Here is a 15,016-nt window from a genome sequence, read left to right on the forward strand (position 1 = left end):
CGAATACTAAGAGTTTTTTATAGGGGAGTTTGAGATGCCAGTATCTAAAAGTGATGCAATCGCGGCAGCCAAGGCGCTTAACGGCTCTGTCAATGCTGTAGCCAATAATGCCAAATTCCATGACAAGAGTCATTGGAGTAAGCAGAACGCGATTGCTGCCTTGAATCACAAACCGGTGTGTGGCTACTACTGGAGAAAAGAGGTCAAGGAAAAGTGGACCAGAAAGACGGATAACGATGTGTTGTATGTAAGACCTACGCCCAAGAAGCTCAAGCAATATGAAATGACGATAGAGACCTCATACCATCCTGTCGACATAAATGATTGTTGGAAGCTTCTTAGCCATGCCTTGGGGGAGGCTTCAAAAGGTTCTGGTGAATTCCGGGAAGGAGGTACCGCGACACGATTTGTTGTTGCTATAACGTTCCCGGATGGTTACGGCGGACAGACCCTTTACGGAAACGGAGGAGCCGCCACGGCTTGTAATTATATCGCCGTGGCGATTGAGTCCGGCGGTGGTGCGGCCAACGCTCAAATAGTGACGCACTTTCCCTCATCCCAAAGTTACATAGACGGCAAAACCAAATTGGTATAACAACTTGGTTTTTTATTTAGGGTTGCATATTGGGCTGATTGGCAGATCGTTTTCGCCTAACAGGCTTTATATGCATTAGTTACAAGATGTTTTCGAAGAACTGGGGCCCCGGCACATTCCGAAACAAAAGCAGATAGCATGAGATTTTCTACCTAGCTTGGAGGAATGTCTTTTCGAGGCACGCATGCTGAATACATGCAGAAAAACCGCTAGCCCCGTGCAAATTTTTGAAAACGGTCGTATGGAGGATTCGCCGTACGACAATCCACCTGGGGATAGGCTGGCGGCAATTTGTTCCGGCTGTTTGCTCAGACGGTATCGATTTATTTTGGGTTGGATGACGATTTGCTGTTGTGAAACCGCCTTAAGGCTTAATTCCGTTTTTTATGGGTAGCCGATAAGGCTATTTTTGGGGCCAAACCAACTGGGGCAATCCCCATTAGTTTTGTTATAAATTTGGAGAACTGCCATGTCATTTTATTTAGATGTACCTTTTGTAACGCAACTCGGCATTGGCGCACATGTCGATCCTGCTACAGCCAGAGATGACCCTACTGGGTGCTGGTATGCTAGTTTATGTATGGTGGGTTATTACTTTGAAGCAGGCCCTCGTTTAGGTAATCCTGAGTTATTTAATAAGCCGCTCGATAAAAATATACACGGCACAGATGTTGGTCATTTTCCTATCGGCGGCGCTGCTGAATTGAAAATGATGCAGAACGAAGGATTGGAAGAAGTTCCAGAGCCCGCTGACAAAAAATGGAAAGGTTGGCAGCTTGCTAAATTGCTTAAAGAATATGGACCTTTGATGATGTCATGGAGAGCTCCCGGAGCACATGTTTCCGTTGTCATCGGTGTGGACACTGATAAGAATCAAGTGATCTACCACGATCCGGAAAATGCGCCAAACTCTCGGATGTCGCTAAATGATTTCAACACTAAGTTAATGTGGGGAAATAGAGCATTGATACGTAGGAAGGGCCAGCCACACCAAAAAAGGTAAAAGAGCCGTAGACACTGTGAATTTAGCGAATGGTTTTCAGATTTGTATCGATAAGGTGAACGGAAAGTGGGGAATACATGGCAGGCGCGGCATCTTTAACAAAAGTATCAATTCCTAAAGCTTCGGCGATTTGCCGGGATATTCAATTGGATCAGCAGGCAGTTGCAGGTCTGGTTGCCGATCCTGCTCCGGTTGACTTTTTGAATACGCTGCTCGAGCAGAAACTTTATCCCGATGCAGTGCGGTTTTTGGCCAGAGCGCTACCCAAGCGGGAAGCGACCTGGTGGGCCTGTCTTTCTGCGCGCAGTGTGGTTAGCCCGCAAACTGCCCCTGAAGTCGTTAAAGCGCTTGATGCTGCGGAGTTATGGGTATTTAAGCCAACCGAACCGAATCGCCGGGCCGCCAACGCGGCCGCGCACAGTGCGTCTTTCGAAAATCCTGCCGCATGGGCAGCCATGGCGGCGTTTTGGAGCGATGGCAGCATGGCGCCGGAAGATGCACCATCGGTTCCTCCGGCGGACAATCTGACGGCCAAGGCGGTGGCCGGTGCGGTGATGTTGGCGGCGGTATTGACCCAGCCGGAAAAAGCCTATGAGAAATACCAGTTTTTTATCGATCAGGCTATTGATATTGCCAACGGCGGTAACGGCCGACTTTGGCAGGCCGCTTAAGGAGATTGCGATGGGACAGCCAGCTGCACGTATAACTGATATGCATGTTTGTCCAATGTTTACCGGCCCCGTGCCGCACGTCGGTGGCCCGATTTTGCCTCCTGGTGCGCCCACGGTGATGATAGGCAAAATGCCGGCAGCACGCGCTACCGACATGGCGACGTGCGTCGGCCCGCCGGATACTATTGCCAAAGGCTCGGCGACGGTTTTGATAGCCAATATGCCGGCCGCCAGGATGGGCGATATGTGCGCCCATGGCGGCACCATTGTCCTTGGTTACCCTACGGTATTGATCGGTGGCTGACGCCGGCTTTATCAAAAAATTATCGTTTTAGCGTTAGGATTTCACCATGCCACTTTCTCAAGAATCTCGCACCGCTTCGGTGGTTACGGCCGCCGGTGCGGATACCTTTGTGCTGTATCGGATGACTGGTAAAGAACAATTGAGCAGTTTGTTTGAGTACGAGTTGGAATTGCTGAGCGAGAACGGCGATATTGATCTGCAAACGGTGTTGGGCACCAGCATTACCGTCAAATTGCAACTTGATAACGGCGCGCTACGCCCGTTCAACGGCATTGTCACGCAGATTAACCAATTCGGCATGCTCGGCGATCTGTATTTCTACCGGGCTATTGTGCATCCGAAAGTGTGGTTACTGACGCAAGCCAGTAATTGCCGGGTTTTATCGCCGTCGCCGGCAACCAAAAATGTACCGGACATGGTCAAGGCTGTCCTCACCGAGCACGGTTACACCGACGTGACGACAAAATTTTCCACCACTTACCAGCCCCGCGATTTTTGTGTGCAATACCGGGAAACCGACTTCAATTTCATTAGCCGGCTGCTCGAAGAAGAAGGTATTTACTATTACTTCACGCATACCGATAGTAATCATTCCCTGGTTTTATGCGACGACATTACCAAATTGACGGCAGCGACACCGGCCACGGTCAAATACTACCCAGCCGCAAATCAGGGCGGACGCGACGAGGAGCATTTTTACCAATGGCGGCTCGGACGGCAAATTCGTTCCGGCAGTTACCGCTTAAAGGATTTCGATTTCGAGGCGACGACCGCGCCTTTGGATAAAGTCACAGAGCTGCCTGGCGAACACGCTCAAGCCAGTAAGACAGTCTACGATTATCCGGGGGAGTTCAAAGTGGATAGCGAAGGTGAACGCTACTCGCGCCTGCGTATGGAAGAGCTACGCGCGGAGCACGAGCAAACCGTTGCCCTCGGCAATATACGCACGCTGGCCGTGGGGCAAAAATTCACCTTGTCGGAATTTCCGCGCGCCGATCAAAACCGCGAATACCTGACGGTATCCACCCAATTCCAGATTCAAAATAATGATTATGGTATTGCCGAAGCGGGCGGCATGGACGAGTTTCAATGTACCTATTCCGTTATCAGTACCGAATATGCCTACCGTCCGCCGCGGCGGACCCGTGTGCCGGTGGTGCAAGGGGTGCAAACTGCGATTGTCGTCGGGGCAAGCGGCGACGAAATCCTGACCGATCAATATGGACGGGTTAAGGTGCAATTTCACTGGGATCGGCTCGGCACAAAAAATGAAAATAGCTCATTTTGGGTGCGGGTTGCGCAGATTTGGGCCGGCAATAATTGGGGGTCTATGTTTATTCCGCGCGTCGGCCAGGAAGTAATCGTCGATTTCCTGGAAGGCAATCCGGATAACCCCATCATCACCGGGCGAGTTTATAACGCCCAACAAATGCCGCCGTATGCCTTGGATGCCAACAAAACTCAAAGCGGTATCAAGACCCGCAGCACGCCGAATGGGGCTGCTGAAAACTTCAACGAAATTCGTTTCGAAGACAAAAAGGATAGCGAAGAGCTGTATATCCACGCCGAGAAAAACTTTACGCGTATCGTTGAAAACAACGACGTGCAAAAAATCGGCTTCGAGAAAAAAGATGCCGGCGACCAAACCGTGGACATCTACAATCATCGCACCATCACGTTGGACCAAGGCAACGATAAATTGACGGTCAAAACCGGCAATCACACCGTTGAAATCGACAAAGGCAACGATAGTTTGACAGTCACTCAGGGGAACCGGACCATCAAAGTCAATGCCGGCAGCATTTCCGAGGAAGCCGGGCAGTCCATAGAGCTTAAAGTGGGCTCCAACAGCATCAAAATCGACCAAAGCGGCGTAACGATCAAAGGTATGACCGTTAAAATCCAGGCAGACACCCAGGCCGAATTGAAGGGCTTGCAGACCACGGTGAGTGGTGATGGCATGCTGACCCTTAAAGGCGGGATGGTCATGATTAACTGATGGTCATTTTGCCGCCGCGCAGAATAATACGGATTGAGTAAGGACTATGCTGGGATACTTTAGGGATAAGCGGCGCCGGACCGGCGTCAGGCTGGAGCGCGAGAAGACTTCGTCAGTCTTCTCTATCGTATTGCCTCCGAGGATGGCATAGATGGCCGGATGGAAAGACCCCAGGCCAACGGGTTCCGAAATCAGGCCGCGCAACATTGATGCCGGCACGACGATTCGCGATGCTTCGCCACGGCCGGCACCCATAGGCGTATTACCCGGCCAACCGGCCAAGGCCGCGCCGCGTATAGTACCGACTCGTAGCGGTTTACCGACATTAAAGCCGGGCTCACAAGGTGCCGAGGTTCGGCAGTTGCAAAGCTTACTTAACGCCTGTCTTAGTCCGTCGCCAAACCTGGCCCTTGATGGGCGGTTTGCTCAGGCTACCGCGAATGCCGTGCGCCAGTATCAACAAAGCGTCGGCATTAACGCTGACGGTATCGTCGGTAAAGACACCTGGTTTTATCTGCTGAAGGGTGATAAAGCTAAAGTCGCTGCGCCGATGCCTCCACCGGCAAGTGCTAGTAGTAGCGTGGTCCAACCGGCTCCTGCGCCTAACATGCATATGCCGATACCGGTGGAAACGGTGGGGAGCTGGACGCTGGAGCGCAAATTCTCCGAAGCCTTGCGTTTAACCGCGCCGAAACTGCCCGGCAGTATGCGCCGCGAGTTTGAAGCGCTGCTCAGTCCGGAAAGCTTGGCGATCATGGCCGCAACATTGGTTATTTGGGCTGGCGCCCACGTGTTTGGGGTTGGCGAAATCGTCGATATTCTGATGCTGGTCGGCGGCATCCTGATGTTCGGGCTCGCGGTATTCGGTGTCGCCCGCGATTTGGGCGAATTTTTGGCGATCACGGCCACTGCCGGCAATGAACAAGATCTAGACGAAGCTGCCACGCATCTGGCGGACGCCATCGCGGTGATCGGTGTTGCGGCCTTCGTCGCACTATTGGCAAAAGTGCGTTCTTTACGCGGAAAAAAAGGCTTGGCCCGCGAATCGGGAGCCGCCTCGGAAGCAGTAACGCCATCGCAAGCAACCGGCAAATCGGCATCCGGTAAAGCGCCGGCACGCGCGGGTGCGGCGGCGGAGGGGGAAGCCGCCGGCGGGGCCTCCACCTCTAAACAAACCGCATGTCCGGGTAAGGATTGCAAAACCGCCGGCGAGCCGATCAGCATGCTCACCGGCGAGGAAATGCTGGAGAAAATCGACTTTACTTGGGATGGCCCATTGCCCTTGGCTTGGCGGCGTTATTACCGTAGCAGCCAATCCGATGTCGATCATCAATTGGGCTACGGCTGGCTGACGCCGTTGGACGAATGGCTAGAAATCGGCGAGCGCGTGACGTTCTACAACGCCGATGGTCAGCGTATCGATTTGCCCTTGCCCAAGCCCGGAGCCTATAGCATTAATCTGCCGGAACAGGTTCGCTTGTACCGGGAAAATGGCCAATTTCGGCTTATCGATCAAAGCGGTTTGGCGAAAACCTTTACTGGCAGAGTTGGTCGTTGTCCGCTGCGGGCGTGGCACAACAGCCAGGGCCAAAGCCTGTATTTTCATCGCGACGCTAACGGTGACGTCGAGCGCATCTCCGCCAGCTGGAACAAGCATTTACTGCTGGAACGCCAGAACCGGCGCATAATCGCGATTCGTCCAGGCAAGCGTATCGGGAACGGATTCGAAGCGGCCGGCGAGCCACTGGTGAGCTATCTGTATAGCGACGCAGGCGATTTAATCGGTGCTCGCGACCGGCTCGAGCAAGGCGAAAGCTACGCCTATCGCAACCATGTCATCGCCCGTCGCACCCTGCCCAGCGGCTTTAACTTTTACTTCGAATGGGATCAAGATACGCCGCAAGGCAAATGTCTGCACAACTGGGGCGATAACGGCGTTTACGATTATCGCTTCGAATGGTTGCCGGACGGCGTCAGTCATGCCATCGATTCGCGCGGCGGCGTCGCGATTTATCGGCACGATCCGCAAGGCCTGTTGCTTTCCGAGCGTAGCCCGGAAGGCCGGGAAACCCGCCACAGTTACAATGCCGACAACCAACTGGCGCAAACCGTGGCGCCGGACGGCGGCATCACCCGCTTTAGCTACGATAAGGAAGGCCGCTTGATCGGTGTCTCCGATGCGCTGGGTTTTAGTCAGCGCGTCAAGTACGACAAACAAGGCAACCCGGTCGAGTTAATCGATGCCTTGGATCAGCGTTGGCTGCGCCGCTACGATGCCGGCGGTCGTTTGGAAGAAACCGTCGCTGCCAACGGCGCGGTCACCCAATACCAATACAATGCTCAAGGCGTACCGGTGCGTATCATCGATGCGCTGGGCCGGACGCGTTCGCTGTTGTGGGACGAACAGTTGCGCCTGGTCGGCGAGATCGGCTTCGACGGCATCAAGACTCGCTACCAATACGACGATGACGATCGAATTGTCGCCATCGTCGATCAGGACAAACGCACCACGCGTTACGGCTACGATGCCGCAGGTCGGGTCACGGCCGTGCAACACGCGGACGGCAGCACTGTGCAATTGCGCTACAACGCTGCCGGCTTGTTGACCCATTACATCGACGGCCTGGGCAACACCACTGAATATCGCTACGACGACGGCCTGTCCCAACCCACCGCCCGCATCGATCCGCTGGGTCATGAAATGCGTTATCGTTACGATAGCGAACGCAATCTGATCGGCCTGATCAACCCGAAAGGCGAAACCTACAGCCTCAACTACGACCGCGACGAAAACCTCATCGAAGAAATCGGCTTCGACGGCCGTATCCAGCGTTACCGCTACAACGCCGCCGGTGCGCTGGAAGCCTACCTGCAACCCGGCGCCGACGGCGATTGGAGCGTCACCCGCTTCGAACGCGACCGTCTCGGCCGCTTGCTGAAAAAGCATGCCGCCGACGGCAGCCTGAGCCAATACGGCTACGATCCGCTGGGCCGCTTGCAACTAGCCAAAAATGCCGACAGCCTGGTGCTGTTGGGTTACAACGCCCTGGGCCAGATCAACCAGGAAAACCAGAACGGTGCCATCGTCCGCCACAAATACGACCTGCTGGGTCGGCGCATCCACACCGAAACCCCGGACCGGCATCGCATCGACTACCGTTTCGGCGAGCGCTACCTGGACGGCATCGAATTCGACGGTCAAACCCTCACCAGCCACCGCTACGACGAACTGGGCCGGGAAATCGGCCGTAGCCAAGGCCAACTCAACACCGACTACGACTACGATCCGCTGGGGCGATTGTTGCGGCAACGCGCCGCGCTCAAAGGCCAAGCGGTGCTCATTGGTCGCCAGTACAGCTACGATGCGGCCGGCAAGTTGCGCGAACTGGACGATCTGCGCCAGGGCCGCAGCCAATACCACTACGACCCCGCCGCCCGCCTGATCCGTAGCGAAGGCCTCAGCCCGGAAAGCTTCGTCCACGACCCGGCCGGCAACCTGTTGGGTGCCAGCGTGGAAGGTGGCCGAATCGAAGGCGACCGCTTGCTGATGATGGGCGACCGCCACTACGTCTACGATGCCGCCGGCAACCTGATCGAAGAAAAACGCGGCAAGGCCGGCCAAATCGTCACCCGCTACCAATACGACAGCGACAACCGTCTGGTCCGCGCCGAAACCCCAAACGGCGTCAGCCACTACGGCTACGACGCGTTAGGCCGACGTATCGCCAAGCACACCGCGCAAGGCGAAACCCGTTTTCAATACGACGGCCCGCGCCTGCTCGCAGAAACCGATAGCCAGCGCAGCCGCACCTACCTATTCGAACCCGGCAGCTTCCGGCCCTTGTTGCTGCACGAACAGGACAACACCCAAGCCAGCGGCACCACCTACCACTACCACCTGGATCATCTCGGCACCCCTAGGGAGTTGACCGACGGTCAAGGCCACATCGTCTGGTCTGCCCGCTACCGCGCCTACGGCAACCTAGCCCTGGCAGATATTGAGGAAATCGACAATCCGCTACGCTTTCAAGGCCAGTACTACGACGCCGAAACCGGTTTGCATTACAACCTGAACCGGTATTACGATCCTAATGCGGGACGGTTTATTCATCAGGATCCGATTGGGTTGGCCGGTGGAAGTAATCTTTACCAATATGTTCAGAATCCAGTGAACTGGATTGATCCTTTAGGATTGACCGGAAAGGATTGCGGGCTTCAGAACGAGACAAGGCCTCCCAACATGAGCCCCCGTGGTTCAGGACGGAGCGGCGCTTTCAATGAGGCTAAGCGTCAATCGGGTGTTCCTACGAGTCAACAACCGAGCCGGGTACTGCCGAATGTGGATCGGCGGGGTAACACCCAACCAGGTCGGATATACGAATATGAGGTTCCCACATCGGGTGGAGGTACTAAAACCGTTAGGATTCGTGATGACGCAGGTGGTCATGATTTCGGAGTTGGCAACTCTCAAAATCGGGGGGCGCACTTCAATGACGAAGCAGGTAACCATTATGACTACTGAAATCATGGTTGGGGTTACTGATGATCTATCAGAAAAAAACGAAGTTTTTAATTTCAAGGAAGGTGTATGGCCGAGCGACCATGTTGTTGCAGGGGCCAGTTGGACTGTTAAGAATGTTCCTTCCCGTGACTCGCTTTGTATGATTTTGCGCTTTATTTTTGGTTTATTTTCGAAAAATATTCCGGAATACGGTGTTTGGCTATTGATCGGTAATTCCGCTTGGCAGCCCGATACGCGTGTTGTTCGTTATCGAAAGCTTTGGGGAGCACTGAAAGCTAGGGGAATGGTTATACCTGATTCAGAAAATTCACTTGAGATTCTCATGGAAAGCAATGGGAAAGTGAAATTTTTTGGAGCAACTCAATTCTATGAACATGCAATCGAGGATGTTATTAAGGCTATTGCGGATGAGCGTTGCGCTTATATTGTTGCCTTCCCTGGTCATTGTGGAATTCGAGATGTGCTAGAAATGGGATGGAGCGGTGACCTTAACGAGGATTCTAAAATGCTTGTTTCCTTACAAAATAAGGGTGCATTGATTTTTAAGAAAATTGGTGAATTTGATGATTGCGAGGTCGGGTTTTTGGTGCTTGGTAATCCGGAACTTGTAAGAACATTGCTGAATTAATTCAGACCTATAATTTGTAGTGGTTAAAACTTAATCTGGTAGTTACTGGATTTTTATAGGTGTCTGTCAGGCTAAGGGGATATTCGGCTCACCTTGTGCTTCAGATTGTAGCTATGTAAGCCTCCATCTGCCCCACCTCGCCAGGCATTCAGCCCGCAGGTACGGTTAGCGTCAGCGTAATCGTGCGCAAGGAAGTGCACTGATTCGCAGTTAAGCCCTGAATCAGAAAGCTTGGTTCTCGTTCGGACGGCAACCGAATATAAGAAAAACGCGGCAAGGCCGGCCACATTGTCACCCGCTACCAATACGACAGCGACAACCGCCTAGTCCGCGCCGAAACGCCAAACGGCATCACCCAATACAGCTACGATGCCCTGGGCCGGCGCATCGCCAAACACACCGCGCAAGGCGAAACCCTGTTTCGATACGACGGCCCGCGCCTGCTCGCAGAAACCGATAGCAGGCGCAGCCGCACCTACCTATTCGAACCCGGCAGCTTCCGGCCCTTGGCGCTGCACGAACAGGACAACACCCAAGCCGGCGGGGCCACCTACCACTACCATCTGGACCATCTCGGCTTGACACATCTCGGCATTCATCAAGGCTAGCCAGAATTAAAGTCTTTTTCGTAAAATTTCACCAATCTCCTCATCCGCCAACACAATCGGATTGGTCTGCATGCTGCTGCCGCGCGCATTGGCGATGACGTGCGGGAAGTTGGCCTCGGTAATACCGTAGACGCTAAGACGGTCCAGTTTCAGCCTATTACTCCAGTCGGCCAGCAGCGCGATCAATGCGTCGCGGGCCAATTGGTCGTCTAGTTCGTTTTGGCCGCTTAGTAACCGGCCGACTGCGGCGTATTTGGCGAGGGCCGGATTGGCCGGTTCGCGGGCTTGCATTGCGCGGATGTTGACGTCGGTTGCGACAGCGACTAGCGTGCCGCATACCACGCCGTGCGGGATCGGGAAGAAGGCGCCCAGGGGGGATGCCAAGCCGTGCACGGAACCCAAGCCCACTTGTGCCAACGTGATGCCGGACAACAGCGCGGCGTAAGCCATCGCGGCGCGGCCTTCGCCGGCTTCCGGTTCGGCTCCGTGCCAGGCTGCGAAAAAGCCGTTTTTGACGGCCTGCATGCCACTCCAGGCCAACGCGTCGGTGAACGGATTGGCCTTGGCCGAGACGTAGGATTCCAGCAATTGCGTCAATGCGTCCATGCCGTCGGCGGCGAGTAGTGCCGGCGAACAGCTGGCCAACAAGTCCGGGTCGAGGATGGCGTATTCTGGAACTAGGCATTCGTCGCGGAACGATTTTTTGAAGCCTTGCGGGCCTTGCACACTGAGCACCGAATTTTTGGTGGCTTCGCTGCCGGTGCCGGCGGTGGTCGGCACCGCGATGAACGGTGTGCTGGGGCCGCGATACGGTTTGTTGCGGCCTACGCCTTCCAAATAATCCATCACCGAGTCGCCGCTGGGTAGTAAGCCGGCGATGGCCTTGGCGGCATCCAATACACTGCCGCCGCCAATAGCGACCACGACTTCGATATGCTCGTTACGGAATTGGTCCACCGTGTCGTCGATCAATTGCGGCGACGGTTCGCCAGACACCGCGCAATGCCGCCATTCGACGCCTTGCCCGGCCAGCGCGTCAATAAAGCTTTGCCAGCGCGGCGTGCCGAAAAACGACTGTTTGCCAGTGATCAGCAATGCTTTGCGGCCGTATCCGGCGATCAGCGCCGGCGCTTCGTTTAAACGGCCGCGGCCGAACAAAATCCTGGGCAAGCGGGCAATATAAAATGGTTTGAAAGCCTGCATGCTCAAGCCTCCGGAAACAAGGCTTTATAAGGAACGCCTTGGCGCGGCTGGGCCATCCAGTCAGCGACCGTGTCGCGCCAGGCCAGATAATGTTCGGTTTGTTTGTGCGCCGCCGCGTCTTCGGCGGTTGCGTAGACTTCGTACAGGATAAACTGGCTGGGGTTGTCTGGGACTTGCAGGACGTCGAAGCGGCGGTTGCCGGATTCCTGTACCGAAGCCAAGTGGTTCAGGCGGGTGGCGGTAATGAAATCGTCGATGTGATCGGGTTTGACGTGGACGTGAACGAGGGTAACGTGCATGGCTAACGAATGAAGAAGTGATACCAGCCGCTAAGGATAGGCGAAAACCGGCGGCGATGGCAACGCCAGGCTGCCCAAGCCCCGATCTTGCAATATTTCTGAATTCGGTTGTTTGTGCGTGCGTTTGCTCGAATCCTTACGCCAACTCAGGCCGTCTATGGCAGAATGTATTCATTTATGTTTTTAAGGGAAGATCGTATGTTGTTACCCAGAATGCTGCCGATTTTGTTTGCTTCCATTCTTGCCTCATGTGCCGACGTGCCCGAGCAGCCGGCCCCGCCACCGCCGACAGTGGTCGAGTTGACGCTAAAAGGTACCGCTTCAATTAACCCTGACGGCGACGGCAAAGCGTCGCCGGTGGTGTTAAGGGTCTATGAGTTAAGGGAGCAGAGCGGTTTTAGCGGAGCCGATTTTTTTGCCATATTCGATAAAGAGCAGGCCACTTTGGGCGCGGATTTGGTCCGTAAGCAAGAGTTGGTGTTAAAACCCGGCGAGATTAAAACCTTGCGGATCGAGCCAGCCGCCGATACGCGGATACTGGGTTTTTTCGCGGCTTTTCGTAAACTGGATAACGCCGGCTGGCGCACGTTGACCGAGTTGAAGGCTCATCAGAACAACGCGGTTGAACTGACGCTAGATGGGAATACCTTAACCGTCACCAATACGCCAACCGAGCCACCGCCTGCGGCACCTAAAGAAGATTAGCCGGAGAGAAAATTTGCGGGACTATCGGTTTCTACACCCTTAGTCCCTGATCGCTAAAAGCGTTTAAAAAATCGGCACGACCAGCACAAATACGAAGGCGATTACCGTCCAAATCACGATCTTGGTTTTCAGGGGCGTGTTGCGCCACAGGGTCTTCAACTCGTCTCGCAGGGCTTGCGAACGGTTTTCGGCGGCGCGGATGCGTTTGAACGCGCCTTTTAGGGTTAGACTTTCCTGTTTTTGCTGGTCTTCATACAGCAATTCGTCGAGCTGGGAATAAAACACGTCGCAACTCGGACATTTAAATGCCTCGCCCAACCTGGGCTGGCCGCATTGTGGGCAGTTTTTCATTTTCGCTCCTGAAAAACTCGATTGCCTTGATGGCGTGCATCAAGGCAATCAAGGAAACATTTACGCGGCGATACCGTTATGTCTGAGCAGAGCGTCGATATTGGGTTCGCGGCCGCGGAAGTTTTTGAATAAGGTCATCGCATCGCTGCTGCCGCCTTGCTCCAGGATGTTGTGCAGGAAAGACTCGCCTGTATCGCGGTCGAAAATGCCTTTCTCTTCGAACAAGGAAAATGCGTCCGCCGACAACACTTCCGCCCATTTGTAACTGTAATAACCGGCGGCGTAACCACCAGCGAAAATATGCGAAAAGCTATGGGCGAAACGGTTGAATTCCGGCACCTTAACCACGGCCACCTGATCCCGAACCTGTTTCAGGACGCTGTAAATCTGGCCGCCCTTGGCTGGACTGTAATCCAGGTGCATCCTGAAATCAAACAAACTGAATTCCAGTTGCCTTACCATCATCATCCCCGCTTGGAAGTTCTTCGCCGCCAGCATTTTGTCGTACAACGCATCCGGCAGCGGTTCGCCGGTTTGATAATGGCCGGAGATCAAACCCAGCGCTTCTTTTTCCCAGCACCAGTTTTCCATGAATTGACTGGGCAGTTCCACCGCATCCCATTCGACCCCGTTGATGCCGGATACGCCTAGGTGATCGATCTGGGTCAACATGTGATGTAGTCCGTGGCCGAACTCGTGAAACAGGGTTTCCACTTCGTCGTGCGTCAGCAAAGCCGGATCGCTACCTGTTGGCGGCGTAAAGTTGCAGGTCAAATAAGCGACGGGTGTTTGTAATGCGTCGCCGATTTTTTTACGGCATACGCAATCGTCCATCCAGGCGCCGCCGCGTTTTTTGGCGCGGGCGTACAAGTCCAGGAAGAAGCGACCGCGCAATTGGCCGTTCTTGTCCAAAATCTGATAAAAGCGGGGGTCCGGGTGCCAGGTGTCGAAGTCTTTGATCTCGCTGATTTGCAAGCCGTAGAGTTTTTCAACGATGGCAAACAGACCGGGTACGACCTTATTGTCGGGGAAGTAAGCTTTTACTTCTTCCTGTGATAACTGATAGAAGTGCTGACGCATCTTTTCCGAGTAATAACCGATGTCCCAGGCTTGCAAGTCGCTGAGGCCGTGTTCGGCGGCGGCAAACTCTTTCAGTTCGGTCAAATCGCGGCGGGCCTGACGCCAGGATTTATCGGCCAGGTCTTCCAGAAACTTCACGACGTCATCGGTGGATTTGGCCATTTTGGTAGCCAATGAATATTCGGCGTAGTTGTTAAATCCCAGCAGTTGGGCTTTTTCATGGCGCAAGGCCAGGATTTGCTCCATGATGTCCGAGTTATCCCACTGTCCGGCATGGGGGCCTTGATCGGAGGCGCGGGTGCAAAAGGCTTCGTAGTGTTCGCGTCGCAGTTCCCGATTATCAGCGTAGGTCATTACCGCCAGATAGGATGGAAATTGCAGGTTGATCAGCCAGCCCTCCTTGCCTTCTGCTTCGGCCGCTTGTTTGGCTTGCGCCAGGGCCGATTCCGGCAGTCCGGCCAAGTCTTCGATATGGGTGATCTGTTTATGCCAGGCGTTGGTGGCATCCAGCAAATTTTCTTCGTACTGGCTGGCTAGTTTTGATAGCTGTTGGTTGATGTCTTTGTAACGCGCTTGTTGCTCGGGCGGTAAGTCCACGCCGGATAAATGAAAATCGCGCAAGGCATTATTGACAATTTTTTGCTGAGCTTGGTCGAGTTTGGCAAAGTCCGCGCTGTCGTGGATGGCTTGGTAGGCCTCGTACAAGGCGCGGTTTTGGCCGGTTTCGGTGGCATATTCGCTGAGTTTGCCGAGGCAGGCATTGTAAGCATCGCGCATCGCTTCGCTGTTGACTACCGAATTCATATGGCTGACCGGCGACCAGGCTTTGTTGAGGCGATCCTCGGCGGCTTCAATCGGTTCGATCAGGTTTTGCCAGGTGTAAGGTCCGCCGGCTGCCAACTGCCGGGCGATGGTTTGTCGAGCGTCGCTAAGCAGCTGATTGATCGCTGGTTCCACGTGTTCGGGCAGAATTTTAGAAAATTGCGGCAGTTCGGTGTTTTCAAGCAAAGGATTGGTCATGTCGGTAGCCAGTCTGATATGAAACTCG

12 protein-coding genes are annotated in these 15,016 nt (G+C 54.3%); 8 read left to right on the forward strand and 4 right to left on the reverse strand.

Going from position 1 to position 15,016, the window contains the following annotated elements; genetic code table 11:
- The first annotated feature begins 34 nt into the window (after positions 1-34).
- The 7 genes from ACR64Q_RS00140 (at position 35) to ACR64Q_RS00170 (ending at position 9,722) form a co-directional block, all read left to right on the forward strand.
- Entirely contained in the window at positions 35-595 is a 561-nt protein-coding gene (locus ACR64Q_RS00140) for a hypothetical protein (protein WP_026603018.1), read from the forward strand.
- A 469-nt stretch (positions 596-1,064) separates the two neighbouring features.
- The gene (locus ACR64Q_RS00145; RefSeq protein ID WP_313733203.1) at positions 1,065-1,598 is read left to right on the forward strand and encodes a papain-like cysteine protease family protein; all 534 of its coding nucleotides are present in this window, start codon (positions 1,065-1,067) and stop codon (positions 1,596-1,598) included.
- A gap of 77 nt (positions 1,599-1,675) precedes the next feature.
- The gene (locus ACR64Q_RS00150; protein ID WP_020483712.1) at positions 1,676-2,269 is read left to right on the forward strand and encodes a DUF6931 family protein; all 594 of its coding nucleotides are present in this window, start codon (positions 1,676-1,678) and stop codon (positions 2,267-2,269) included.
- Between the two features lie 55 nt (positions 2,270-2,324).
- Positions 2,325-2,573: a PAAR domain-containing protein gene (locus ACR64Q_RS00155; RefSeq protein WP_026603021.1), complete on the forward strand. Its 249-nt coding sequence runs from the start codon at positions 2,325-2,327 to the stop codon at positions 2,571-2,573.
- A 46-nt stretch (positions 2,574-2,619) separates the two neighbouring features.
- Entirely contained in the window at positions 2,620-4,572 is a 1,953-nt protein-coding gene (locus tag ACR64Q_RS00160) for a type VI secretion system Vgr family protein (RefSeq protein WP_313733204.1), read from the forward strand.
- 151 nt (positions 4,573-4,723) lie between these two features.
- Complete coding sequence (locus ACR64Q_RS00165; protein ID WP_313733205.1) at positions 4,724-9,094, forward strand: RHS repeat-associated core domain-containing protein; 4,371 nt, start codon at positions 4,724-4,726, stop codon at positions 9,092-9,094.
- Positions 9,084-9,722, forward strand: coding sequence for a hypothetical protein (locus tag ACR64Q_RS00170; protein WP_152428861.1), 639 nt, complete (start codon positions 9,084-9,086; stop codon positions 9,720-9,722). The genes ACR64Q_RS00165 and ACR64Q_RS00170 overlap by 11 nt, the downstream gene beginning before the upstream one ends.
- A 614-nt stretch (positions 9,723-10,336) precedes the next feature.
- On the opposite strand, the gene ACR64Q_RS00175 is transcribed toward ACR64Q_RS00170, so the two are convergent.
- On the reverse strand, positions 10,337-11,533 hold the full coding sequence (locus ACR64Q_RS00175) for an iron-containing alcohol dehydrogenase (RefSeq protein WP_313733206.1): 1,197 nt from the start codon (positions 11,531-11,533) through the stop codon (positions 10,337-10,339).
- 2 nt (positions 11,534-11,535) lie between these two features.
- Positions 11,536-11,832, reverse strand: a complete 297-nt coding sequence (locus ACR64Q_RS00180; protein WP_026603026.1) for an antibiotic biosynthesis monooxygenase — start codon at positions 11,830-11,832, stop codon at positions 11,536-11,538.
- Positions 11,833-12,030: 198 nt separating this feature from the next.
- Here ACR64Q_RS00180 and tssJ point away from each other — a divergent pair, with 198 nt between their 5' ends.
- Positions 12,031-12,537: a type VI secretion system lipoprotein TssJ gene (gene tssJ / locus ACR64Q_RS00185; protein WP_313733207.1), complete on the forward strand. Its 507-nt coding sequence runs from the start codon at positions 12,031-12,033 to the stop codon at positions 12,535-12,537.
- Between the two features lie 63 nt (positions 12,538-12,600).
- Here the strand turns inward: tssJ and ACR64Q_RS00190 are convergent, their stop codons facing one another.
- Positions 12,601-12,888: a hypothetical protein gene (locus ACR64Q_RS00190; RefSeq protein ID WP_313733208.1), complete on the reverse strand. Its 288-nt coding sequence runs from the start codon at positions 12,886-12,888 to the stop codon at positions 12,601-12,603.
- Between the two features lie 60 nt (positions 12,889-12,948).
- Entirely contained in the window at positions 12,949-14,988 is a 2,040-nt protein-coding gene (gene prlC / locus ACR64Q_RS00195; protein WP_313733209.1) for an oligopeptidase A, read from the reverse strand.
- Between the last annotated feature and the right edge of the window lie 28 nt (positions 14,989-15,016).

The organism is Methylomonas sp. 2F7 (assembly GCF_057126975.1).

What these genes read in the sequence shown, in the direction of transcription:
- ACR64Q_RS00140 (WP_026603018.1), top strand. Translation starts at nt 35, where the DNA reads ATGCCAGTATCTAAAAGTGATGCAATCGCGGCAGCCAAGGCGCTTAAC.
- ACR64Q_RS00145 (WP_313733203.1), top strand. Translation starts at nt 1,065, where the DNA reads ATGTCATTTTATTTAGATGTACCTTTTGTAACGCAACTCGGCATTGGC.
- ACR64Q_RS00150 (WP_020483712.1), top strand. Translation starts at nt 1,676, where the DNA reads ATGGCAGGCGCGGCATCTTTAACAAAAGTATCAATTCCTAAAGCTTCG.
- ACR64Q_RS00155 (WP_026603021.1), top strand. Translation starts at nt 2,325, where the DNA reads ATGTTTACCGGCCCCGTGCCGCACGTCGGTGGCCCGATTTTGCCTCCT.
- ACR64Q_RS00160 (WP_313733204.1), top strand. Translation starts at nt 2,620, where the DNA reads ATGCCACTTTCTCAAGAATCTCGCACCGCTTCGGTGGTTACGGCCGCC.
- ACR64Q_RS00165 (WP_313733205.1), top strand. Translation starts at nt 4,724, where the DNA reads ATGGCCGGATGGAAAGACCCCAGGCCAACGGGTTCCGAAATCAGGCCG.
- ACR64Q_RS00170 (WP_152428861.1), top strand. Translation starts at nt 9,084, where the DNA reads ATGACTACTGAAATCATGGTTGGGGTTACTGATGATCTATCAGAAAAA.
- ACR64Q_RS00175 (WP_313733206.1), bottom strand. Translation starts at nt 11,533, where the DNA reads ATGCAGGCTTTCAAACCATTTTATATTGCCCGCTTGCCCAGGATTTTG.
- ACR64Q_RS00180 (WP_026603026.1), bottom strand. Translation starts at nt 11,832, where the DNA reads ATGCACGTTACCCTCGTTCACGTCCACGTCAAACCCGATCACATCGAC.
- tssJ (WP_313733207.1), top strand. Translation starts at nt 12,031, where the DNA reads ATGTTGTTACCCAGAATGCTGCCGATTTTGTTTGCTTCCATTCTTGCC.
- ACR64Q_RS00190 (WP_313733208.1), bottom strand. Translation starts at nt 12,888, where the DNA reads ATGAAAAACTGCCCACAATGCGGCCAGCCCAGGTTGGGCGAGGCATTT.
- prlC (WP_313733209.1), bottom strand. Translation starts at nt 14,988, where the DNA reads ATGACCAATCCTTTGCTTGAAAACACCGAACTGCCGCAATTTTCTAAA.